Below are 23,886 nucleotides of genomic sequence, written 5' to 3' on the forward strand. Positions count from 1 at the left end.
AAAACGGGCGGTGCAAACGCAGAAACTGCGTTGAATTCGCTGATTCCGAGTCGCGCTGTTTCATGTCGTGGCAAGCCGCCCGCTATCGGCTGGCGCTAAACGTGTTTTGAACACCATCCCTAGTTCTGGCGCTGCTTGGCAACCTCCCGCGAAGATCTGAAACCAAGCCCGTGAGTGAGGCTTGAATATTCTCCGCGGCAGTGGCGTTTGTCGTTGAGCCTCCGAAATTAGTCCCCCCACTAGCAGAAGCGACCGGTTTGACAGAGCTTGTTTCATTAACAACAGCAGTTTGTCCCCCAGCGAACTCCACCAAAGGCTTTCCATTGACCCAGCCAATGAGGCGTCCTGCAACGTAGGCACCGCCGGCCGTTGCCACGCCCACCACCGCTCCGATCGCAGCGTCCTGCACCGTTTGACCAGCGTTGATTGAGCCATTGTCGACCAACTGGTTGGTGATGCTCAATGCCCCACTGCCGGCGGCCCCCCTGCTGCAAGGCCCGTGAGCGTCACCGGCGTGGCTGCAACGGCAACGCCACCGATGACGATGTTCCCTACGCCCTTGATGGTCTGATGCTGGACTGCCGCTTCGTAGAGTTGTACTGCCGCCTGGTCTTGTGCGCTCAGGCCATAGTGGGCAACGTTGTCTGTGTTCTGGCACGACGTGGCTGGACAGTCCACCACCGGAACCGTGAATGTCTGTCCGTTCACCACGCGCGTTTCATAGCGTTGCGAGGTGGACGCGCTCGATGTACTGGGTTGGGCTGGTGTTTTGCCCAGTTGGCTGTCGCTCCAGCTGTAGGGAGAGTTCGCCCCTCCCGTATTGGCCAGAATGAACGAAGCCAGAGCGGCGTCCACCTGTCCGTTGTTGGGCAAGGTCTGCACGATGGTGTTGGTGCCCTGCGCGCCTGCGTTGAACGTCGCCCCGCTGTCGTAGACGCCGTTGGGCTTGCCGGTGTTGACCACCATGCCGGTAGCAACCGTCTCACCCAGGGCGTTGTTTCCGCTGTTGCGCAGTGCATCGGCGATCTGGGCCGCCGTGTAGCGGCCTCCGCTGCGGTTGGCCAATGTCTGGGCCAGCGCCTGTTCATTGGTGTGCAACTGCCGGTTGTTGACGGCCACATTGGCCGCCGTGCCCATGGCGATCTGCGCCGCGCTGGCATCACCGCCAATGAGCAGGGCCGCACCCGCGCCTGAGAGCCGCGCTAGCTCGGTCATGGTGTTGGTCACCACGGCCAGTTGTTGCTGCAGCTCCGCGCTGGCGCCGGGCTGGTTGGCGTCCAGCCGCAGCTGGTCGTAACCGCTGGCGTTGGCGTACAAGCTCGCCACGATCTCCCCGATGGCCGCACCCGCTGCTCCGGGCGCACAGCCTGCGCTGCCGCCCGCGTTGGCCGCGCCGACCGCACAACCCAAGAGCGCATGCGCCAGTGCTCGGCTGGTCTCGTTGAGATGGGCATCACCGATCGCGTTTGCGCCCTGCGCCACGGCGGTGTTGATCAGCGCGCTCTGCAGGTTGTGCTGCAGCGCATCTTCCAGGCTGGTGCCCATGACGGCGCTTTCGAGCACCGCGCTGGTGATGCCCTGCACCGCGTTGCGTGCCAGCAGCAGGCTGGGGTTGGAGCTGGCGTTGACACTGGCCAGAGTCCCCCCGCCTTCGAGCGGAATGTTGCTCAGGATGCCCTGGCTCAGGCCGGCCGTGGCCATGGTCAGCAGCAGGCCGCGCATGTTCTGGCCGCTGCCCAGTTCCTGCAGCGTGGCGCCGATATCGCCCTGGTTGTTGATCAGGCTGACGGCGGCGGTGGAGGCCAGTGAGGTCAGGCCGGCGGTGACGGCGCTGCCCACCGCGCCAGAGATCGTGGCGCCGGAGGTGGTCAGCCAGGTGGTGTTGTTCAGCGAATCGGCGATGTAGGTGCCCGGGCCTTTGTAGCGGATGGACTGGTTGTTTACCTGCTCGTGCACGTCGTAGGCCGCCTGCTCGCTGTAGTTGCCCCCGGCGCTGGCGCTGAAGCCCTGGCTGCTGATCTGGACACCGGTCAGGGCGATGTTGCCGCCGGCCGAGAGGTTCATGCTCCCGCCGCTGCTCCAGCTGTTGCCGCTGTTGATCAGGTCGGTGTCGCGGACGGTGGCCGTCTGCGTGATGTGAATCAGGTTGCCCGAGTTGTTGTAGCGGTTGTAGAAGTCGAAGCTCTGGACGTGGCCCTGCAGCGCGGTGGTCAGCTGCATGTCGCCGCCGGCGCTGGCGTCCAGATTGCCGCCGACGCTGATGTTCACGCCGCTCTGGTTGTAGGTGCTGTTCTCGAAGCTCCAGACCGGGCCCTTGCCGGTGGGGTTGCCGTTGGCGTCGTGGGGCGACTGCGCGTGCACCTGGCGGCCGGTGTCTTAGGCCAGCAGCAGGTCGCCGCCGGCGGTCAGACTGGCGTTGCCGCCGGCGTTCATGGTCAGGTTCTGGCGCGCCGCGATCTCGGAGGGATATTGCAAGTCAGACGTGACCTCGCATTGCCAATCGGCCCTATTGGGGCTTTGGATTCCACTGAGATCGGAAGTTTTTTAATGTGACGGCGCTCAATTGACCATTTTTGTATAAGTCGTGAAAAACGTCAATTGCAAAATGAATATCTTCTCCAATTGTTCGAGAGTCCCAGTCATCGTCTCCAAAGCGCGCCATTCCTGAAAATGAGTCATCATCAGGATGCCACCATTCCAGGAGTTCATTTTTAGGGTCTTCGTCTCGAGTGAGGACCACAATTCTGAATTGACCAGGGTTTGCGTACACGCAGATTTTTTTAAAATATGCATTGCTTGGCAGTCGTACATCTAGTGATGCCCATCCTCCGAGCGTAAATGCTTTTTCAATTTCATCTTGAATTTGATTCCAGCTTGGATGTTCAATTGCTTTGGCGGGGGGGGGCTCCCCCTTGCTCAAGCTTCGCAATTCGAGTGCGTATTCTTCGTTCTCAGTAAACATCATTTCCATCCGTTTGACCCACGCATCCATACGTAAGTTTGCCCAGCAACCGTGTCCACTACCCGCAAGCTGGATAAGCCAGATCGATCAGCAGCAGCAATAAGGTTTGTGGAGGTTTGACAATAGCTGCACACAGCCTCGCCTCTCACCACAATTGTCATATTTTGACCTTGTGTGAGACCGGCATTATAGGCTTGCTGAATCACCGCTATTTCTGCATGCGCATTTGCCATGTTTGAATTTGGCTTCCCTGGGGGTAGTAAATCAGCAATCAACGTTGGCTGATTGGGGCTTGCTTGATTTGATGGTCGTGCCGTTTGGTTTGTATCAAAGAAGGTGTTGCCACCAATGCTGGCCTCCGCGGTTACGGTGATGGGAGAACTCGCTCCAGGGAGTGTTGTCCCGATCCGAGGATCTTTGGCTTGAGCTATCGCCAACTCATTGTTCAGTTGTGCGCCTGTTGTTGAATTTGCAGTTCCCCCAGAAGTCACAGGTTGGGCCTGTGGCGGCGCAGCGTTGTCACCTCCTCCATTCTGCGGCGGTTTGGTGATTTCTGGCGACTTCGGCGGAGTGGTTGGCTTGACCGTCGAAGATGCGATCCCGTTGATGATGCGAGATGCACCCTGAAGGGCCACGGGCAGTGCGGCGGTCACGCCCGCGAGCAGCAGGCCTCGCGTGGCGCGGTCGTTGAGCGCCTGCTCCACCCTAGCGTTGCAGGCGCTGTTGCTCAGTCCCTGACAGTTGCTGGCTCTGAACGCCTGTACTTGCTGGGCCAGTGCAACGTCGCTGCCCCTCGCATCGCCGTAGACCGATCCGTAGTTGTTGACGTTGTTCTGTCGTCCCACAAAGATCTGTTCATCTGCGAGAGAACCGAACTGGCCCGTGACCTCCTGGGCCGTGGCAGCAGTGGAGAGCAGTCGCTGGACCTCCTGTGCGTTGCCCGAGACGATGGCGCTTTGCACCGCAGAAATGTTCTCGTTGGACAGTGCGATGTACCGGTCACGGATCGCCTGTTCCTGCATCGGATCACATCCACCGGCTTGCTGGTTGCAGGCCGCCATCTCTCGGCTGAGGTTGGCCGCTTGGGCGTGGTTGAGGAAGTTGTTGACGGCCGCATTGCTGGCCGCTCCCATGGCGATCTGCGCCGAACTGGCATCACCGCCAATGAGCAGCGCCGCCCCCGCGCCCGAGAGGCGGGCCAGCTCGGTGACCGTGTTGCGAATCTGATCGACCTGCTGGCGCAGTGCGGCGTTGTTCGGATCTTTGCTGAGTTGCTCTTCCAGAGCACCGAGGTTCTGGCCGTTGCCGTACAGGCCAGCCACGATCTCGCCGATGGCCGCACCCGCTGCGCCGGGCGCACAGCCTGCGCTGCCGCCCGCGTTGGCCGCGCCGACTGCACAGCCCAGCAGCGCGTGCGCCAGCGCGCGGCTGGAGTCGTTGAGATGCGCGTTGCCGATCGCGTTGGCGCCCTGCGCCGCGGCGGTGTTGATCAGCGCGCTCTGCAGGTTGTGCTGCAGCGCATCTTCCAGGCTGGTGCCCATGACGGCGCTTTCGAGCACCGCGCTGGTGATGCCCTGCACCGCGTTGCGTGCCAGCAGCAGGCCGGGGTTGGAGCCGGCGTTGACGCTGGCCAGAGTCCCCCCGCCTTCGAGCGGAATGTTGCTCAGGATGCCCTGGCTCAGGCCGGCGGTGGCCATGGTCAGCAGCAGGCCGCGCATGTTCTGGCCGCTGCCCAGTTCCTGCAGCGTGGCGCCGATGTCACCCTGGTTGTTGATCAGGCTGACGGCGGCGGTGGAGGCCAGTGAAGTCACGCCCGCTGCCACCGCCCCGGCGAACGCCGTGCCGGTGGTGGTCAGTACGGTGCCGGCGGCGACGCCGGAGCCGGCGACACCCGCCCCGGTGGCCGCGACCGTGCTGGCGCCCGCTCCGGTGGCGGTGGTGGTCATGCCCGCACTGGTGGCCGCTGCACCCCCGGCACTGGAGGCCGCCCCATAGGTCAGGATGGAGACGACGATGATGACGGCGATGGTCGCTTCCTGGGTCAGACCAGAGCGGCTGAAGTCCAGGTTCTGGCTGAGCGCCTGCACACGCTGCCAGTCGATGTCGCTGCGGTTGCCCAGATCGCGCAGGTACTCGTTGCCCGGCTGCTGGGCCATCTGCTCGATGGCCGTGCGCACGCTGGAGCCGGCCGGCAGTTGCACCGTCACGCCCCCGGCGCCCTGGTAGGCGCTCATGCCCGCGGGGATGGTGCCGTGGATCTCTGGCATGTGCAGGGTCTGCTGGATGCTGCCGCTGCTGTCGGTGTGTTGCCAGCGGATGGTGCTGGTGGAGATGCTGTCTTCGACGTGGTGGGTGTCCACGGCGGCCACGGCGGTGATGTGGCCGCCGGCGGTGACGGGGTTGACCACGGCACCGGAGACGACCGAGCCCTCGATCAGGACGTTGCCGCCGGCGGTGCGGCTGACCGATCCCGAGCCGGCGTTGATGTTGGTGACGACGGCGGTGCGGGTGGAGTCGATGTGGGTTTCTGTGCGGGCTGTCTCGGTGCGCCCGCCGGCCTGACCGCCGGTGGCCAGCCAGGTGGTGTTGTTCAGCGAATCGGCGATGTAGGTGCCCGGGCCTTTGTAGCGGATGGACTGGTTGTTTACCTGCTCGTGCACGTCGTAGGCCGCCTGCTCGCTGTAGTTGCCCCCGGCGCTGGCGCTGAAGCCCTGGCTGCTGATCTGGGCACCGGTCAGGGCGATGTTGCCGCCGGCCGAGAGGTTCATGCTCCCGCCGCTGCTCCAGCTGTTGCCGCTGTTGATCAGGTCGGTGTCGCGGACGGTGGCCGTCTGCGTGATGTGAATCAGGTTGCCCGAGTTGTTGTAGCGGTTGTAGAAGTCGAAGCTCTGGACGTGGCCCTGCAGCGCGGTGGTCAGCTGCATGTCGCCGCCAGCGCTGAGATTGGTGGCGCCGCCGACGTTGGCGTTGACGCCCTGGGCGACCAGATTGCCTCCTGCGCTGGTGTCCAGATTGCCGCCGACGCTGATGTTCACGCCGGTCTGGTTGTAGGTGCTGTTCTCGAAGCTCCAGACCGGGCCCTTGCCGGTGGGGTTGCCGTTCTCGTCGCGGGGCGACTGCGCGCGCACCTGGCGGCCGGTGTCGTAGGCCAGCAGCAGCAGGTCGCCGCCAGCGGTGAGTGAGGCGTTGCCGCCGGCGCTGATGCCCCCGCCCATGAACACCATGTCGCCGCCGGCGTTCATGGTCAGGTTCTGGCGCGCCGCGATCTGGCCCAGGATGCTGGTGATGCCGCCCGAGGCGTGCAGGTCGACGTTGTTGCCCTGCATCTGGCCGAGCACGTTGGTGATGCTGGCGGCGTTGATGGCGAGGTTGTCGCGCGCGGCGAGAGTGCCGGCGTTGAAGAGGCCGCCGCTGAGGTTGATGTTGACGCCACGGGCCGAGATCAGGCCGGCCGAGAGGGTGTTGGTGTTGGGGTCGACCAGGGCGTAGAGCTGGGGCACCAGCACGCGCTGCGTGCTGCCGTCGGGCAGTTGCACCGTGCGCTCGACCAGCCAGACGATGTCGCTGGTGAGCAGGGCCATCTGCTCGCGGGTCAGCGCAACGCCGGGCCGGAGCTGATAGGCCTGCGCAAAGGCGATGCCGGCGTTGAGCAGGGCGCGGTACTGCGCCTCGTCGTCGGTGAAGGTGCCCAGGAAGCGCTGGCCGGTGAGTTGCGCGACCTGCTCGCGCACGATCCGCTGTTCGTAGAAGCCGTCGCCCAGACGCTGGGTCTGCGTGGCGGGGTCGTAGCCCAGGGCCGTCAGCATGTATTCCGAGCCCAGCCAGATGCGCTGGTTGGTGAACTCGGGGTCGGTCTCGACCAGGTAGCCCGAGGGCGCTCCCGTGCGCAGCTGGAACAGCGCGTTGTTGGGCAGGGCGATGCTCGGCGGGGTGGGTGTGCCGGTCGCCGGCGCGTTGACCGATCCAGCGGTGGCACCGCTGCCGGTGACGCTGGCGCTGCCGACGCCCGAGGGCAGGGTGCGCAGGACCACGCCGGGTCCGGCGTGGCCGAGCACCTGGGAGGGGCCGTCGAGGGAAAGATCCACACTGGCCGAGGGCTTCGCGCTGAGGCTGGCGACGCTGACCGGTTGCGCGGCGGCCGGAGCTTGCCCGCCGAAGTTGGGGTTGGTGTGCACCTCCAGCGCGGCCGAGAGGGATTCGTACTGGGTCTGCTGCGAGGAATCGCGGAGAACGGGATCGGCGAAGAACCGGCGCCAGTGGCGCTCCCAGTCAAACCAGTGGCGCTCGGTGTACGAGAGGATGCTGGTGCCGTTGTCTTCGGTGACCGAAGTGGACCGGAAGCCGTCGATGTTCTGCAGGCTGCCGCCCGAGAGCAGGAAGTTGCCGCCGACCAGGATGCTGCTCTTGTCGTTGACCGTGTCGTCGGCGTTGACGGTCATGTTGCCGCCGACGCTGATGCGCGCGGGGTTGTCGCCATAGTTGCCGCTGACCGTGGTGGTGCGGTCGTATTCGTCGGTGCGCCAGAGGTTGCCCGCGATCACCGGGCTGCCGTCGTTGGGGATGTAGTCGGCGCGGTATTGCTCGTCCTGGTCCAGGTACCACTCCATGGTGCCGGTCGCGGCGCTCAGGCCTTGACCGAATTGCGGGTGGTCCGGATCGAGCGGCACGAACTCCTTGATGTGTTCGGTGCTGCTCTCTTCGTAGCTCACCCCATGGGCGTCCACGTTCTGCACGCTGCTGGCGCTGATGTCCAGATTGCCGAACACCTCGACTTCGGCGCTGCTGTTGATGAACGCTCCGGCGCGGCCGGTGGCCCGGGCGTCGGCGTCCAGCGCGCCGCCCACGCGGGTGTTGCCCAGACTCAGCAGCAGGGCACCTTCTTCGTTGCTGACCACGCCCACCCCCAGGTCGAGGTCGCCGCGGCTGGCGATCACGGGGTTGGTGCTGCCGCCGCCGCGGTTGGTCAGCTGGTCGGCGCCGATGGCGATGTTGTCGCCGTAGATGCGGCCGCCGTCGGTGTTCTCGATGGTGCTGGCCTGCAGCAGGGTGAAGCCGCCGTTGATCAGACCCTGGTTGCCGATGCTGTTGGCCCGCAGGTCGACCAGACCGGCGCGGATTTCACCGCTGGCCTGGTTGACGATGGCCGGAGAGGTCAGGTGCAACTGGCTGGAGGCTTCGATCGCGCCGGCGTTGGTGGTCGTGCCGTCGATGGTGGCGGTGAGGTCGCCTGCGGCCTGCAGGTACGCGCCGGCACGGTTGTCCAGCGGGCCCGAGAGGGTCAGCTTCAGGTCGCCGCTGCCGGCCACGTAGAGGCTATCGGCGTCGGTGGTGCCGGCGTTGACGACCACACCGCTGTTGTCCAGGCTGCGCGCGTCGATGTCGGTGGTGTTGTTGGCTGCAATGATGCCGCCCGCGCCGTTGACGATGGTCAGTGTCTTGCCGGCTGGGTTGGCTGTTGCTTGCGGGTCCTTGATCGACAACGTGCCGGTGCTCGACACCAGTCCGCCGGTGTTGTCCAGGGTGCCGCTGGCGGTGACGTCCAGCTGGTTCTGCGCCAGCAGGTGGCCGCTGCGGTTGTCCAGGCTGCGCACCGTGAGCGTCGCGCTCTGGGCCTGGATGCCCTCGCTGTCGCCGGTGGTCTGGTGGTTGTCGAGATCGGCCCCACGCAACGACAGGCTGGCGCTGGAGGCGATCAGGCCACCCTGGCTGTTGTCGATGTTGCCGCCACCGGCGTCGATGTCGAGGGCGCCGGCGCTCTTGATGTCGCTGCCCTGGTTGTTCAACACCTGGCTGGTGAGGCTCAGCGCGCCACCGGCCGCGATCAGCGAGCGAGTGACGTCGACGTCGCGGTTGTCGATGGCGCCGCTGCTGGTGATGGTGAGGGTGTCGCTGGCGAGGATCTGGCCGGCCTGGTTGTTGATCGCACCCGAAGCGGCAATCGTGGCGCTGCCGCCCGCCTGCAGCACGCCGCGCTGGTTGTCGATGGCACCGCTGCTGATGCTCAGATTGCCCGCCGCGAGGACTGCACCGTCGGTATTGGTGAGCGCGTTGCCATGGGTATTGATGCGGATGTCCTGGCCGCTGAGCAGGGCCTTGGTCGCGTCCATGGACCCGGCCGCCACGTTCACGTTGCCTTGCGACTGCACGCTGCCTTCGCGCAGGCTGAAGGCGCCACCGATGTCGAGCGTGGTACCACCCTGCACGCCGACGAAGTTGGCCTTGTCGCCGCTGAGGCTGCCGGCCTGGAGGGTGAGATTGCCGTTGGCGATCACGGTGCCTTCGGTGGCGGTCATGGCGCCGCGGATGTTCAGCGCAGCATCGGTCTGGGCGCTGAGGATTGCTTTGTTGGCCTGCAGCGCCGCCGCGTCAAATTGCAGCGAGCCGCCGGTGATCAGCAGCGCGTCGTCGGCCACGACAGTCTGTGTGCCTGTGCTTTGCAGCGTCAGCGCACCGGTGCCGGCGTGGCTCAGCGTGGTGCCGTTCAGTTGCAGTTCCTGACTGGTCAGCGTGAGCGCGCTGGCGTTGGCGGCCACGGCGGCGCCGCCCAGATCGATGCGGTCGGCGACCTGGATGCTGGCATCGGCACTGGCTGCTCCTGCCTGTTGCAGGGTGCCGTCCTGCAGGCTCCATTCGCGCGCGGTGATCGCGATCTGTGTCGCGCCCAGCGCCGCGCGGTCGGTGCGCAGCTGGCCGGTCGTGTCGAGTTGCAGCTGTTGCACGGCCTGCAGCGAACTGTCCTGCGCGAGCAGGTCGCCCGCCCCTGCTTGCAGGGTGATGCGTTGCGTGAGCAGGTCCTGCCCGCGCAGGTCGATCGCGCCGGCCTGGGCCTGGATGCTCTGTCCCGCCAGGGTCAGGCCCTTGAGGTCGACGGTGCCGGCGCTGCCGCCTTGGAGGTTCAGGTTGCCGGTGCCTAGTGGCACCTCGCCGCTGGAGGACATGCCGGCGGTGAGCACGGAGCCTGCGGTGCTGTCGATGCGTCCGATGGACGAGGTGGTCCGCAGATGGGCGTCGCCGCCCGCGCCCAGGTTGCCTTCGTTGAGGATGGCCTCGCCTGTCTGGACGGTCAGTTGACCCGAGGCATAGATCTGCGCGCCGGCGTGGTTGTCGATGCGATGGCCGCTGGCGAGCTGCATGTCGCCGTCGCCGACGATCAGGCCGCGGTTGTCGATGCGATCGGTGGCGGTCAACGTGGTCTGTGCGCCACTGAAGATGTTGCCCCGGTTGTCAATCAGCTGCGGGTTGCGGACCGTCACTCCCTGGTCTCCCATGAGATTGCCGGAGTTGGTGACGGTGGTGCCGGCCTGCACGGTGAGCGTGCCGTCGGCGATCAGGCTGCCGCTGTTGCTGACATCGGCGGCGGTGACGATGGAAATGTTCTGCTGGCTCTGGATGTCGCCGGTGTTGCCGACGCCCTGTGGCGCCTGCAGTTGCACGCCACCCTGGACCAGGATGCTGCCGGCGTTGTCGAAGCGGCCGGCCGTGCTCAGGCTCAGTTGCTGGCCGGCGTTGAGTTGCCCCGTGTTGGACAGCTGGTTGCCTTGCAGGCTGAGGTCCTTGCCGGCACTGATTTCGCCAGCGTTGTCGACCCGGCCTCCGGCGGTGAGTTGCGCATTGCTGCCGGCCACGATCTGTCCGCTGTTGCGGATGTCGGCGGGCGTGGTCAGCGTCACGCTTTGCGCGGACTGGATGCTGCCGGTGTTGCCGATGCCTTGCGGAGCCTGCAGTTGCACATTGCCCTGCGCCGCGATCTGGCCTGCGTTGTCGAAGCGGCCTGTGGTGCTGAGGTTGAGTTGCTGGCTGCTCGCGAAACGCCCAGCGTTGGAAATCTGGGCGCCTTGCAGGCTCAGGTTGCCGGTGGCACCCATCTCGCCCGTGTTGGTGAGGCTGCCGTTGGCCGCGACCGTGGCATCGGTGCCCGCACCGATCTGACCGCTGTTGTTCAGGTCCGCACCGCTTTGCAGCGAGAGCGAACTTCCGCTGCGGATCTGTCCGCTGTTGTTGAGGCTGCCGCCGCTCTGGACGCTCAGTGAGCCGGCGGTGCTGATGCCGCCGCTGTTGTCGAAGCGTCCGGCGCTGCTCAGGCTGGCGCTGCCCTGCGAGGCCAGGGTGCCACTGTTGATCAGGTCGCCGTTGGCCGAGAGGGTGAGGCCGCCGTCGCCGGCCTGGATGCCGCCCGCGTTGCGCACGCCCACGCCGGCCTCGGTGGCCAGCAAGGTGATCTTGCCGGCGTACATGCCGCCCAGGGCGGACACGTCCAGCGAGAAGCTGGGTGCTGGCCCGCTGCCGGCGGTGGGTGTGGCGCCCTGACCGCTGGCGTCGATCTGGTTCGCGCCGGTGACGACGTTGAGTTCGTTGGCGACCAGTGGACCGTTGACGGCGACCGCGCGGGCCAGGATGCCGGTGTAGTCGGTCAGGCTGGCGTCGAAGCCGCGTTCGCCGATGGTGATCGTGCCGCCGCGCACGGTGTAGCCGGTCACCCCACCGTCGCCCACGTTGACTTCACCGGTGGTGAGCGTGGCGCGACTGGCATTGATGAAGCCGCTGCCGTTGACGTTCAGACCCGCCGGGTTGGCGACGATGATTTCCGCGCGTTGGCCGGCGATTTCGATGAAGCCGTTGATCTGGCTGGGGTTGCCGCTGTTGACCTCCAGCAGGATGACGCGCGCCTCGCCGCTGGCCAGCCAGGGGTTGGCCTGCACCCAGCCGCCGATCTGCGTGGGGGTGTTGGTGCGGCTGTTGTTGACGACCGCGCCACGGTTGTCCACGTCCAGTTGGGAGAGCCGGTTGCGGGAGACGCCTGCCGCGCTGGGCGTGGTGATGTTCACCTGCGGCAGACCATTGCCCGTGCTCAGCACGGTGGGGCGCTGGTTGCCCGGCGCGGTGCTGTCGTTGCGGATCTGGGCGTAGGCCGAGAGCGGGGCCAGCGTGGTTTGCGTGACCATGGCCGAGAGCGCGAGGGTGTGGATGGCACGTGCCCAGCGGCTGCGACTCGCGGTGGGTGCGATGGCAGGGCTGCCACCTTGTGCCTTGTCTCCGTTGGTGCTGCCGTTGCCATGGCCCTTGGCCGACTCGGCCACCGCCATCAGGCAGCCACGGAACTTGTTGAACACGCGGCGTCCGCAGTGCTTGTTCATCTGCTCTCTCCCTCAATCGATCAATGTGTGTGTGTTCAGTAGCTCTGGTACAGCATGAAGCCCCAGGTGCTGGGGGATGCCTTGAGCTCGGCCGGTTTGTTCACCGGCTTTCCGTAGAACAGTTCGTACTGCAGGCCGCCAGCCTGGCCGCGCAGGCCCAGCACCATGCCGCTCAGGCGCTTGCCCGGCAGGTTGGCGGTCGACGGCCCCGACACCTGGCCGAAGTCCAGGCCGACGTAGGGCATCGCGTACGGCATGTCCTTGATGGCGAGCACCAGCTCGTTGTGCCAGACGGCGCCGCTTTCCGCCACCAGCGAGGCCGCGTTGTCATACCCGCGCACGCTGTAGCGGCCGCCAATGCTGAAGCGGTCCTGCGGCGTCAATCGCGTGTGGTGTTTCTGCAGGCGCAGCGAGCCGACGTAACGCAGCGTGTGACTCTCGAACGCCCAGGGCATCTGCAGCGTGAAGGCGGCCGTGCTCAGGCGGTAGCGGCTGGTGCCTTCGCCGAAGGGTTCCTCGGGCGCTGCCTTGGTGCCCAGCCCGCTCAGTCCTCGCCGGTGGTTCAGCTCCGATTGCACGACGCCGCGCCCGACGTACACGCGGTGCAAGAGGCCCAGCTGCAGCGACGAGACCGCGCGGCGCTGCACCAGCACCTCGGTGTCGTCGATGTGGTTGTTGGAGCGGCGGTGCTGAAGGCTGCTCTGTGCCGTCAGGATCTGGCGGTTGTCGCGCAGCACCACGCGGTCCACGCCCAATTCCAGGTTGTCGCTCTGGCCGGAATAGCGGTAGCTGTCGTAGGCACCGACCACGGTCTGGTGGTAGCTGTTGTGACTGGCATTGGCGCGCAGCAGCCAGTAGCCCACCGGGACCGAGTAGTGCGTGGCGATGGTCTGGGTGCCCTTGGGCGACGGACCTTCGCTGCCGCCGAAGCCGCGGGTGAGGCTCACATAAGCCAGGTCGCTCAGCCCCAGCGGGTTGTCTGCCGAGAGGGTGACACCGGCCTGGTAGCGGCCCGTGGTGTCGCTGCCCGCGTCGTCCAGCGACAGACCCAGGCGCCAGGCGCGGTCCTGTTTCCAGCTCACAGCAATGTCGCTGCGGCCCGGCGTCTGGCCGGGTGCGATCTGCATGTCGGCATTCACCGTGGGCACGCGCTGCAGGTTCTCCAGACCCTGCTCCAGGTCCCGCAGGTTCAGCAGCTCGCCCGGCTGGCCGGGAAATGCCGTGGCCAGATTGACCTGGGTGCTTGCTCCGCTGCTGTCGAGCAGCCGGTCCAGCCGACCACCGACTGGTTCGAACACGAGCACGCCCTCGGCCAGGTTCTGGTTGCCGACCACGACCCGGCTGGTCACGTAGCCGCGCGCAATGATTTCGTTCTGCAGGCGCTTTTGCAGCACCTCGATGGCTTTGACGCCCAGGCAGCGACCCATCGGCGAATCCTTGCCATCGGGGCCGTCGAGCGCGTCCAACGCCCAGTTGAAATGACTGGCGTCATTGCCGCGCATGCGCACCTCGCGAATGAGGAAACATGGCGTTTCGTCGGCGGGCAGTCTGGCCTCCTCAGCGGCCCGCAGGTCCTTGGGGGCCGTTGGTGGCGAAGGAGCAGCCAGTGCGCGTCGACGTTCCTCTTCCTGTTGCTCACGGCGCAACTCGACCGATGGGTCTGGCAGCGCTTCTTGGGCTTGGGCAGCCGGGGCGGCCAGGAAAAACAGACAGGCAAACGAAAGCTCGACCCGTGTTGCGGGCCGTGATTTTTTAGTGGTACTCAACGTGTGACAGCTTGTAATTAAAGGCCTCAAATTCTAGGCAGCGCCCCAGCCCTTTCTGTCAACGAGGTGTGTGATCTATTACCCAAAACTGAGGGTTCCGGGCAGACGGTGGCGGCGCAGGGACAAGCGGTTCTGGCTCGCCGTCAGTGCCTTGCGATCAGCACGATGCCCGTGGCCCACGACAGCACGGTCGTGCTGAATCCGGGCAGGCTGGTCAGGGTCTGCCGCAGGGCTGCGGCCTTGCGGTCGTGGCCCTCGGGCCAGTTTGGCTGCTGCTGCGTGTCGTCCACCATTTAGAGACCACCCGGGCGCAGCAGCGCCAGCGTGTCAGGCAATCGTCGGTACTTGCACGGCCACGGAGTCGGCGAAGACCAGGTCGAACGAGCCGGCCGCGCGGCGAAGGGGTGGACGGGCGCGGAGGCATGAGGGCCGTCTTAGGGAATGGCCCCGCCTCACCCCCGCACCAGACACGCCGCGATCCGCGTCCCCTCCGCGAACACGAAGTCCTTGAAGGCCTGGTTGACGCCGTTGAGCGCGGCGTCGCGGCGGTGGATGAAGCACCAGTCGATGTACTTGGGCATGTCGGCCAGGTCCAGCACCGCGATGCGGCCGGCTTCGAGTTCGACCTGGAACACGTGGGCCGACAGGAAGCTGACGCCCAGGCCTTCCATCACCGCGTGTTTCACCGTCTCGTTGCCCGAGAGTTCCAGCCGCTGGCGCACCTGGATCGACTGCGCCTGCAACAGCTGTTCGAGGAACAGCCGGGTCGACGAACCTGGCTCGCGGAAGATGAAATCCTCCTGCCGCAGGTCGGTCCATTCGAGCGCGCTGCGTTGGGCCAGCGGGTGGTTCACCGGCGCGACGATGCAGTGCGGGTGCCGCGCGAAGCTGTGCGCTTCCACGGCCGCCTCCGACGGCGGGTAGCCGGTGATCGCGATGTCCAGCCGCCGCTCAGCCAGCAGGTCCAGGATCTCGCCGCGCTTGGCCACGGTCAGCTTGAGGTGCACGTCCGGGTGGCGCTGGTGGAACTCGCTGAGCAGGCGCGGCGCGAAGTAGTTGGCGGTCTGCACCACGCCCAGGTGCAGCAGGCCGCGCAGGCCGCGCGAGGTCTCCTTGCTGCCGTCGCTGGCGTAGAAGGCCATCGCCTCTTCCGCCGCACGCACCTGCGCCAGGATGATGCGCGCGTGCATCAGCAGCTCCTGCCCGGCGTCGCTCAGGCGGCGCCGGTCGGCCGGGTCGAACAGGGCCGTGCCCAGCGCCTGCTCGATCTGCCGCACCGCCATCGATACCGCGGGCTGCGTCATCTCCAGCTGCTCGGCCGCGCGCGAGAAGCTGGCGCTGGTCGCGACCGCCTCGAACACGCGCAGCTGGCGCACCTTCAACTGCATCATGGAAATTTCCTCGGGACATTCCCGCACAAAACGGCCGATGCTGCACTGCGATGGGGCGGCCGGACGGGGTTTTGGGGCCAACTATAAAGTGATCTGATGGTTTTGATAAGAATCCATCAATAGCTCGAATACGGTGTGGTCCCTAGCATCGCGGCCCATGAACACAGCCACCACCCCCTTTCCCCGCTGGGACGACGCCGCCACCGCCGGCATGGACGAGCCCCGGCTGCTCCTGTACCGCTCCAACCTGCTCGGTTCGGACCTGCGCATCACCAACTACGGCGGTGGCAACACCTCGGCCAAGATCACCCACCAAGACCCGCTGACCGGCCAGGACGTCGAAGTCCTGTGGGTCAAGGGTTCGGGCGGCGACGTCGGCTCGATGAAGCTCGACGGTTTCTCCACCCTCTACATGGACAAGCTGCGCGCGCTGCAGGGCCTGTACCGCGGCCTCGAGCACGAGGACGAGATGGTCGGCTACCTGCCGCACTGCACCTTCAACCTCAACACCCGCGCCGCGTCCATCGACACGCCGCTGCACTCCTCGCTGCCCTACGCCCACGTCGACCACATGCACCCCGACGCGGTGATCGCGATCGCGGCCATGGCGAACTCCGAGGCCATCACGCAAAAGGTCTTCGGCGGCACCGTGGGCTGGATGCCCTGGCTGCGCCCGGGCTACGAACTGGGCCAGCAGCTCAAGGCCTACAACGAAGCCCACCCCGGCCTGCGCGGCATCGTGCTGGGCGGCCACGGCCTGTTCAGCTGGGGCGAGACGGCCAAGGCTTGTTATGAAAACACGGTGAACCTGATCGAGACCGCGCAGAACTGGCTGGCCGCTGAACGCGCGGCCAAGCAGGTCAAGGTGTTCGGCGGCGCCCAGGTCGAGTCGCTGCCCGAGGCGCAGCGCGACGCCACCCTGGCGCGCGTGCTGCCGGTGATGCGCGGCCTGGCCAGCGCGGCCGGTGGCCACAAGTTGCTGCACCTCAACACCTCGGCCGAGGTGATGCAGTTCGTCAACTCCGCCGAGCTGGCGCCACTGGCGGCCCTGGGCACCTCCTGCCCGGACCACTTCCTGCGCACCAAGATCCGCCCGCTGATCGTGCCCGAGGCGGTCTACACGCTCGAAGGCGCGGCGCTCAAGGACGCGCTCAACCAGCTGCTGGCCGACTACCGCGCCGACTACGCCGCCTACTACGAGCGCTGCAAGCGCGCCACCAGCCCGGCCCTGCGTGACCCCAACCCGGTGGTGCTGCTGCTGCCGCGCATCGGCATGGTGACGATCGCCAAGGACAAGGCCACGGCCCGCATCGCTGGCGAGTTCTATGTGAACGCCATCAACGTGATGCGCGAGGCCAACGCGGTGGACCGCTACGTCGGCCTGCCCGAGCAGGAAGCCTTCGACATCGAATACTGGCTGCTCGAAGAGGCCAAGCTGCAGCGCATGCCCAAGCCCAAGCCCCTGGTCGGCCGCGTGGCCTTCATCACCGGCGGCGCGGGCGGCATCGGCCAGGCGATTGCCAAGCGCATGCTGAGCGAAGGCGCCTGCGTGGTGCTGGCCGACATCGACCAGACCGCGCTCGACAGCGTGAGCGCGACGCTCGCCAAGGCCCACGGCAAGGACCACGTGCGCGGCGTGCTGTGCAACGTGACGGACGAGGCCTCGGTGATCGCCGCCTACGGCCGCGCCGCGGTCGAGTTCGGTGGGGTCGACATCCTGGTCAGCAACGCCGGCATCGCCTCGGCCGCACCCATTGAAGACACCTCGCTGGAGCTGTGGAACCGCAACCAGAGCATCCTGGCCACCGGCTACTTCCTGGTCGGCCGCGAAGCCTTCAAGGTCATGAAGGCGCAGGGCGTGGGCGGCTCCATCGTGATGATCGCCAGCAAGAACGGCATGGTCGCCAGCGCCCAGGCCACGGCCTATTGCGCCGCCAAGGCCGCCGAGATCCAGCTCTCGCGCAGCTTCGCGCTCGAAGGCGCGCCGCTGGGCATCCGCTCCAACGTGGTCAACCCCGACGCGGTGATCCGCGGTTCCAAGATCTGGACCGGCAAGTGGAGCGAGGAACGCGCCGCCGCCAACAAGATCGAAGAGGGGGATCTTGAAGCCTTCTACCGCGACCGCAGCATGCTCAAGCGCAGCGTGTTTCCCGAAGACATCGCCGAGGCCACCTACTTCTTCGCTTGCGAAGACCTCAGCGCCAAGAGCACCGGCAACATCCTCAACGTCGACGCCGGCAATTTGGCGGCCTTTACCCGTTGAACCCGCGCCGAGCACCGGAGACCTCCATGAACCTGATTCCTGCCGACGCGATTGCCGCGCACAACGACAAGCTGTTGCGCCATGTGCGCAACGACTACGAGCACCTGGGCGAGCAGCTCGCGCGCCGCCACATCGACATCGACACCGTGCGCCAGCAGGTCGCGGCCTTCGGTGTTGCCATCCCCAGCTGGGGCGTGGGCACGGGCGGCACGCGCTTCGCGCGCTTCCCCGGTCAGGGCGAGCCGCGCAATGTGTTCGACAAGCTGCAGGACTGCGGCGTGATCCAGCAGCTGGCGCGCGCCACGCCCACGGTCAGCCTGCACATCCCCTGGGACAAGTGCAGCGACTGGAGCGAGCTGCGCCAGGCCGCGGCCTCGGCCGGCCTCGCGTTCGACGCGATGAACTCCAACACCTTCAGCGACCAGCCCGGCCAGGCCCACAGCTACAAGTACGGCAGCCTCAGCCACACCAGCGCCGCCACCCGCGCGCAGGCCGTGGCGCACAACCTGGAGTGCATAGCGATCGGCCAGGCGCTGGGCAGCAAGGCTCTGACCGTCTGGGTCGGCGACGGCAGCAACTTCCCCGGCCAGCAGCACTTCCGCCGCGCCTTCGACCGCTACCTGGAGAGCGCACATCAGATCTACGCCGCGCTGCCGGGCGACTGGCGAATGATGCTGGAGCACAAGATCTGCGAGCCGGCTTTCTACGCCACGGTGATCCAGGACTGGGGCTCCAGCTTCCTGGCCGCGCAGACCCTGGGCCCGAAGGCACAGTGCCTGGTCGACCTCGGCCACCACGCGCCCAACGTCAACATCGAGCTGATCGTCGCGCGCCTGATCGCCGCCGGCAAGCTCGCGGGCTTCCACTTCAACGACAGCAAGTACGGCGACGACGACCTCGACGCCGGCAGCGTCTCGCCCTACCGCCTGTTCCTGGTGTTCAACGAGCTGGTGGCGGCGGCGCACGAAGGTGTGGCCTTCGACCCGGCCTACATGCTGGACCAGAGCCACAACGTCACCGACCCGATCGAGAGCCTGATGACCAGCGCGATCCAGGTGCAGCGCAGCTATGCGCAGGCCCTGCTGGTCGACCGCGCCGCGCTCGATGCCGCGCAGGACGCCAACGACGCACTGACCGCGACACACCTGCTCAAGCAGGCCTTCCAGACCGACGTGACCCCGCTGCTGCAATCCGTGCGGCTGGACGCGGGCGGCGCCATCGATCCGGTGGCCGCCTACCGCGCCAGCGGCTACCGCCAGCGCGTGGCCGGCGAACGCCCGGCCGCCGCCGGCGGCAGCGGCGGCATCGTCTGAACCCGACACCCGGCGCTGCGTCCGCGCAGCGCCGGCCCCATCCCGATCGCGGGCACCGCGCCAGCGACAGGACCCTGACCCACCCGGGTCGATCATCACCCTCTGCGACGACAACCTCTGGAGACATCAACATGAAATCCCGCTTCGCACTGACCGCCGCTGCCCTCGCTCTTGCGCTGGCCCAGCCGGCCTTCGCCGCCGACAAGATCGCCCTGGTGGTGAAGAGCCTGGGCAACGGTTTCTTCGACGCCGCCCACCAGGGCGCGCTCGAAGCCGCCAAGGAGCTCAAGGACGTCGAGATCATCTACACCGGCCCCGCCAAGGCCACCGCCGAAGGCCAGATCGAGATCGTCAACTCGCTGATCGCGCAGAACGTCAAGGCCATCGTCATCTCCGCCAACGACCCCGACGCGCTCGTGCCCTCGCTCAAGAAGGCGATGCAGCGCGGCATCAAGGTGATCTCCTTCGACTCCGGCGTGAAGAAGGAAGGCCGCCTGATGCAGCTGAACCCGTCCAACAGCACGCTGATCGGCGAGAAGCTGGTGAAGATGAGCGAGCAGGTCGCGGGCAAGAGCGGCGAGATCGCCGTGCTGTCGGCCACCGCGCAGGCCACCAACCAGAACATCTGGATCGGCGAGATGAAGAAGGTGCTGGCCAAGCCCGAATACGCCGGCCTGAAGCTGGTCAACGTGGTCTACGGCGACGACCAGACCGACAAGAGCTACCGCGAAGCGCAGGGCCTGTTCAAGAGCTACCCCAACCTGAAGGCCATCGTCGCCCCGACCACCGTGGGCATCGCCGCCGCGGCCAAGGCCGTGCAGGACGAAAAGAAGGTCGGCCAGATCTTCGTGACCGGCCTGGGCCTGCCCTCGGAAATGGCCGGCCACGTCAAGAGCGGCGCAGTCAAGTCGTTCGCGATCTGGAACCCGATCGACCTGGGCTACTCCTCGATCCACGCTGTGCACGCCTTCATGAAGGGCACGGCCAAGGGCACCAAGGGCGAGGTGATTTCGCTGGGCCGCGTCGGCAAGGCCACGCTGGATGAAAACGGCGAAGCCGCCATGGCCGAGCCCTTCACCTACGACGCCACCAACGTGGACAAATTCGCCAAGATCTTCTGATCCTGAAAGCCTTGCACCGTGCGACTGGTGGCCATGACAACTGAGAATCCCTCCGCCTGGCTCCGGCTGCAAGGCATCCACAAACGCTTCGGCCCGACCCACGCCCTCAAGGGCGTGGACCTGGAGCTGGTGCCGGGCGAGGTGCTCGCCCTCATCGGCGAGAACGGTGCCGGCAAGTCCACGCTGGTCAAGCTGCTGACCGGCGTGTACCCGGTCGACGAAGGGCAGATCCTGCTCGGTGGCGAGCCGGTGCGTTTCGCCCGCGCGCAGGACGCGCAGGCGGCGGGCATCGTCGCCGTCCACCAGGAAACCGTGATGTTCGAGGAGCTGTCCGCGGCCGAGAACATCTTCATCGGCCGCCAGCCGATGCGCCGCCTCGGCCCGCTGTCGGTGATCGACTTGGCGCGCATGAACACCGAGGCGCAGGCCGTGCTCGACCAGGTGGGCGCCGGCTTTGCCGCCACCACGCCGGTCAAGCAGCTGAGCCTGGCGCAGCGGCACCTGATCGAGATCGCCCGCGCGCTCTCGCAGCAGGCGAAGGTGGTGATCCTCGACGAACCCACGGCCGCGCTCTCGCAGGCCGAGATCCGCGACTTCTACGGCCTGGTGCGCGGCCTCAAGAAGCAGGGCGTCGCGGTGCTGTTCATCACCCACAAGTTCGACGAAATCTTCGCCGTCGCCGACCGCTACGTGGTGCTGCGCGACGGCGCCTCGGTCGGCCACGGCCGCATCGCCGACGCACAGGAAAACGAGCTGGTCCGCCTCATGGCCGGCCGCGAGATCAGCAAGATCTACCCCCACATCCCGCGCCAGGCGGGCGAGCTGGTGCTGGAGGTGCAAGGCCTCTCGCACCCGACCGAATTCGACAGCCTGAATTTTTCATTGCGCGCCGGCGAGATCCTGGGCTTCTACGGCCTGGTCGGCGCGGGCCGCAGCGAGGCCATGCTCGCGCTCATGGGCCTGAACCCGCAGGCGCGCGGCGAGATCCGTGTCGGCGGCAAGGCGCTCAAGGTGCGCGAGCCGGCCGACGCGATTGCGGCCGGCCTGGCCTACGTGCCCGAGGAGCGCCAGCGCCAGGGCGGCATCCTCGACTTCTCGGTGCGCCACAACATCTCGCTCGCGGGCCTCGCCGGCCCGGTGACCAAGGCCGAGCCGCTCTCGCGCGGGCCCTGGCTCTCGGCGGCGCGAGAGGCCGCGCTGACCGACAGCATGATCGGCCGCCTGCGCATCAAGACCGCCGGCCACGACACGCCGCTCTCGGGCCTGTCGGGCGGCAACCAGCAGAAGGTGGTGATCGCCAAGTGGCTGGGCCTGAACCCGCGCATCGTCATCCTCGACGAACCCACCAAGGGCATCGACGTCGGCGCCAAGCAGGCGGTCTACCAGCTGATCGCCGAGATGGTCGCGCAGGGCCTGGCCGTGATCCTCGTGTCCAGCGAGCTGCCCGAGGTGATGCACCTCGCGCACCGCACCGTGGTCATGCGGCGCGGCCGCATGGTCGCGACCTTTGAACAGGGCGAGGCCGACGCCGAAACCATCGTGTCCGCCGCGTCGGGCATCGCCTCCGCCTCACCTGTCCACAACGAACCGCAGGAGCTGGCCGCATGAGCGCCGCACTTTCTACCCACTGGCACGCCCGCCGCCGCGAGTGGCTGCTCGCGGTCATCATCACCCTCATCGTGCTGGCCGTCGGCTGGCGCGCGCCGGTGTTCCTGAGCGCGCGCAACGCGCTGGACATCGGCAACGACTCGGCCATCCTCGTGATCCTCGTGATGGGCCAGATGCTGGTGCTGCTCACGCGCGGCGTCGATCTCTCGGTGGCGTCCAACCTCGCGCTCACCGGCATGCTGTGCGCGCTGGCCGCGCGCGCCTGGCCGGGCATGCCGCTGGTGCTGATGCTGCTCATGGCCTGCGCCATCGGCGCGCTGCTGGGTGCGGTCAACGGCTGGCTGATCATGCGGTTCTCGCTGCCGCCCATCGTGGTCACGCTGGGCACGCTCTCGGCCTACCGCGGCGCGATCTTCGTGGCCAGCGGCGGCGCCTGGATCTCCGACCACGAAATCCACCCGCTCATCAAGGGCCTGCCGCGCGAAGAATGGCTCGGCCTGCCGGCGCTGATCTGGGTCGCGCTGGTGGTGACCCTGGCGACCGCCTGGCTGCTGCGCTGGCGCCGCGAAGGGCGCGAGCTCTACGCCTACGGCGGCAACCCGCACGCCGCGCTCTACGCCGGCATCCCGGTGCGCCAGCGCCTGGTCATGGCCTACACGCTCTCGGGCCTGCTGGCCGGCCTCGCGGGCCTGCTGTGGGTCGGCCGCTATTCGATCGCCTTCACCGAACTCGCCTCGGGCTACGAGCTGACCGTCATCGCCGCGTGTGTGATCGGCGGCGTCAGCATCGGCGGCGGCGTCGGCACCATCGCTGGCGCGCTGCTGGGCGTGCTGTTCATCGGCGTCATCAATGGCGCGCTGCCGGTGATCCAGGTCTCGCCGTTCTGGCAGCAGGCGATTGCCGGCGCGGTGATCCTGGTCTCGGTCGTGCTCAACGCCCGCGCCGACCGCACGCAGGGCCGACAGATTCTCGAAACCCGTCAAGGAGCGGCCGCATGAAGGCGCTGGACACCTGGGAGCGCATCCTCATTGCGCTGATCGTGCTGGTCTACCTGGGCTTCGGCCTGGGCATCGAGGGCTTCTTCACGCCCTACGCGCTTGCCGACAGCACCTACAACTTTTCCGAGAAGGCGCTGATCGCGCTGGCGATGGCGCTGCTGGTGATCGCGGGCGAGATCGACCTCTCGATCGCCGCCACCATGGCGCTGGCCTCGATGGCGATGGGCTTCGCGATGAAGGCCGGCGCCGGCACCGCGACCATGGTGCTCGCCGCGCTCGCCACCGGCGCGGCCTGCGGCGCGCTCAACGGCTGGCTGGTCACGCGCTGGAAGCTGCCTTCCATCGTCGTCACCATCGGCACCCTCTCGCTCTACCGCGGCCTCGCGCAGGTGGTGCTGGGTGACCAGGCGCTCACCGGCTACCCGGAGACCCTGGTCACCTGGGGCAACGGCTATGTGGGCGACCTGCTGGACCTGCCCTGGCTGATCGTGCCGATCGAGTTCGCCGTGATGCTGATCGCGGCGCTGCTGGTCGGCCTGTTCCTGCACGCCACGGTGCACGGCCGACGCGTCTACGCCATCGGCGCGAACGCCGTCACCGCGCGCTTCTCCGGCATCGCGGTCGACCGCTACCGCATGGGCCTCTTCGTCTTCGCCGGCGTCATGGCCGCGCTGGCCGCCGTGCTGCTCACCGGCCGCATCGGCAGCACCCGGCCCAACCTCGCCATGGGCTGGGAGCTGGACGCGGTGACCATCGTCATCCTCGGGGGCGTCTCCATCCTGGGCGGCAAGGGCAGCATCGTCGGCACCCTGCTGGCCGCCGTGCTGCTGGGCAGCTTCACCTTCGCCATGGGCATGCTCAACGTCACCGGCATCGTGGTGTCCATGGTGGTCGGCGGCCTGCTGATCGTGGCCATGGTGCTGCCGCAGTACCTGCGCCGCTTCATGGCGCGCTTCCAGAGAAATCAGGCCGTGCGGGGGAGCTTCACATGAGCAACGCCTCGCCCGACAGCGCCACGGAAAAACACGCCTTCCGCATGTTCCTCAACCCCGGCTGCGTCGACGAATACCGCCGCCGCCACGACGCCATCTGGCCGGAGCTGGTCAGCCTGCTCAAGGACAGCGGCATCGAGGACTACAGCATCTACCTCGACGCCGAACACCATGTCTTGTTCGGCGTGCTGCGCCGCCGCGCCGGCCACAGCATGGCCAGCCTGCCGCAGCACCCGGTGATGCAGCGCTGGTGGCAGCACATGAAGGACATCATGCGCAGCAATCCGGATGGCTCACCGGTGGCCGAAGACCTGCCCTGTCTCTTCCACATGGAATGA

General features: G+C 66.8%; 13 protein-coding genes. 7 read left to right on the top strand and 6 right to left on the bottom strand.

Features of this window, described 5'->3' with window-relative positions; translation table 11 throughout:
* Positions 1–459: 459 nt before the first annotated feature.
* The 6 genes from ACS5NL_RS13860 to ACS5NL_RS13885 all read right to left on the bottom strand — a co-directional run bounded on the left by ACS5NL_RS13860 (position 460) and on the right by ACS5NL_RS13885 (position 15,253).
* On the bottom strand, positions 460–2,361 hold the full coding sequence (locus tag ACS5NL_RS13860; protein ID WP_439354447.1) for a DUF637 domain-containing protein: 1,902 nt from the start codon (positions 2,359–2,361) through the stop codon (positions 460–462).
* Between the two features lie 145 nt (positions 2,362–2,506).
* On the bottom strand, positions 2,507–2,992 hold the full coding sequence (locus tag ACS5NL_RS13865; protein WP_439354448.1) for a DUF6911 family protein: 486 nt from the start codon (positions 2,990–2,992) through the stop codon (positions 2,507–2,509).
* Positions 2,962–12,096 carry a two-partner secretion domain-containing protein gene (locus ACS5NL_RS13870; RefSeq protein WP_439354449.1) on the bottom strand — a complete coding sequence of 3,045 codons (9,135 nt, stop codon included), beginning with the start codon at positions 12,094–12,096 and terminating at the stop codon, positions 2,962–2,964. Before ACS5NL_RS13870 ends, ACS5NL_RS13865 begins: the two co-directional genes overlap by 31 nt.
* Positions 12,097–12,131: 35 nt before the next feature.
* On the bottom strand, positions 12,132–13,604 hold the full coding sequence (locus tag ACS5NL_RS13875) for a ShlB/FhaC/HecB family hemolysin secretion/activation protein (protein WP_500684330.1): 1,473 nt from the start codon (positions 13,602–13,604) through the stop codon (positions 12,132–12,134).
* 401 nt (positions 13,605–14,005) lie between these two features.
* The gene (locus ACS5NL_RS13880) at positions 14,006–14,155 is read right to left on the bottom strand and encodes a hypothetical protein (protein ID WP_439354451.1); all 150 of its coding nucleotides are present in this window, start codon (positions 14,153–14,155) and stop codon (positions 14,006–14,008) included.
* A 159-nt stretch (positions 14,156–14,314) separates the two neighbouring features.
* The gene (locus tag ACS5NL_RS13885) at positions 14,315–15,253 is read right to left on the bottom strand and encodes a LysR substrate-binding domain-containing protein (protein ID WP_439354452.1); all 939 of its coding nucleotides are present in this window, start codon (positions 15,251–15,253) and stop codon (positions 14,315–14,317) included.
* Positions 15,254–15,410: 157 nt separating this feature from the next.
* Here ACS5NL_RS13885 and ACS5NL_RS13890 point away from each other — a divergent pair, with 157 nt between their 5' ends.
* From ACS5NL_RS13890 to rhaM, 7 genes are all read left to right on the top strand, one after another.
* Positions 15,411–17,516 (top strand): bifunctional rhamnulose-1-phosphate aldolase/short-chain dehydrogenase, encoded by a 2,106-nt coding sequence (locus ACS5NL_RS13890; RefSeq protein WP_439354453.1) that lies wholly within the window; start codon positions 15,411–15,413, stop codon positions 17,514–17,516.
* 26 nt (positions 17,517–17,542) lie between these two features.
* Positions 17,543–18,829: an L-rhamnose catabolism isomerase gene (gene rhaI / locus ACS5NL_RS13895; RefSeq protein WP_439354454.1), complete on the top strand. Its 1,287-nt coding sequence runs from the start codon at positions 17,543–17,545 to the stop codon at positions 18,827–18,829.
* Positions 18,830–18,960: 131 nt separating this feature from the next.
* A complete protein-coding gene (rhaS, locus tag ACS5NL_RS13900) occupies positions 18,961–19,950 on the top strand; it encodes a rhamnose ABC transporter substrate-binding protein (RefSeq protein WP_439354455.1) in 990 nt (329 codons plus the stop codon).
* 33 nt (positions 19,951–19,983) lie between these two features.
* Complete coding sequence (locus ACS5NL_RS13905) at positions 19,984–21,558, top strand: sugar ABC transporter ATP-binding protein (RefSeq protein ID WP_439354456.1); 1,575 nt, start codon at positions 19,984–19,986, stop codon at positions 21,556–21,558.
* The gene (locus ACS5NL_RS13910) at positions 21,555–22,556 is read left to right on the top strand and encodes an ABC transporter permease (protein WP_439354457.1); all 1,002 of its coding nucleotides are present in this window, start codon (positions 21,555–21,557) and stop codon (positions 22,554–22,556) included. Before ACS5NL_RS13905 ends, ACS5NL_RS13910 begins: the two co-directional genes overlap by 4 nt.
* Entirely contained in the window at positions 22,553–23,548 is a 996-nt protein-coding gene (locus ACS5NL_RS13915) for an ABC transporter permease (RefSeq protein ID WP_439354458.1), read from the top strand. Before ACS5NL_RS13910 ends, ACS5NL_RS13915 begins: the two co-directional genes overlap by 4 nt.
* A complete protein-coding gene (gene rhaM, locus ACS5NL_RS13920; protein ID WP_439354459.1) occupies positions 23,545–23,886 on the top strand; it encodes an L-rhamnose mutarotase in 342 nt (113 codons plus the stop codon). Before ACS5NL_RS13915 ends, rhaM begins: the two co-directional genes overlap by 4 nt.

The sequence above is a fragment of the Hydrogenophaga sedimenti genome (assembly GCF_051857515.1).
Taxonomy (GTDB): domain Bacteria; phylum Pseudomonadota; class Gammaproteobacteria; order Burkholderiales; family Burkholderiaceae_C; genus Hydrogenophaga.

Coding starts and splice junctions, on each gene's coding strand:
- ACS5NL_RS13880 (WP_439354451.1), bottom strand. CDS start 14,155: ATGGTGGACGACACGCAGCAGCAGCCAAACTGGCCCGAGGGCCACGAC.
- ACS5NL_RS13885 (WP_439354452.1), bottom strand. CDS start 15,253: ATGATGCAGTTGAAGGTGCGCCAGCTGCGCGTGTTCGAGGCGGTCGCG.
- ACS5NL_RS13865 (WP_439354448.1), bottom strand. CDS start 2,992: ATGGATGCGTGGGTCAAACGGATGGAAATGATGTTTACTGAGAACGAA.
- rhaI (WP_439354454.1), top strand. CDS start 17,543: ATGAACCTGATTCCTGCCGACGCGATTGCCGCGCACAACGACAAGCTG.
- rhaS (WP_439354455.1), top strand. CDS start 18,961: ATGAAATCCCGCTTCGCACTGACCGCCGCTGCCCTCGCTCTTGCGCTG.
- rhaM (WP_439354459.1), top strand. CDS start 23,545: ATGAGCAACGCCTCGCCCGACAGCGCCACGGAAAAACACGCCTTCCGC.
- ACS5NL_RS13915 (WP_439354458.1), top strand. CDS start 22,553: ATGAAGGCGCTGGACACCTGGGAGCGCATCCTCATTGCGCTGATCGTG.
- ACS5NL_RS13870 (WP_439354449.1), bottom strand. CDS start 12,096: ATGAACAAGCACTGCGGACGCCGCGTGTTCAACAAGTTCCGTGGCTGC.
- ACS5NL_RS13890 (WP_439354453.1), top strand. CDS start 15,411: ATGAACACAGCCACCACCCCCTTTCCCCGCTGGGACGACGCCGCCACC.
- ACS5NL_RS13910 (WP_439354457.1), top strand. CDS start 21,555: ATGAGCGCCGCACTTTCTACCCACTGGCACGCCCGCCGCCGCGAGTGG.
- ACS5NL_RS13905 (WP_439354456.1), top strand. CDS start 19,984: ATGACAACTGAGAATCCCTCCGCCTGGCTCCGGCTGCAAGGCATCCAC.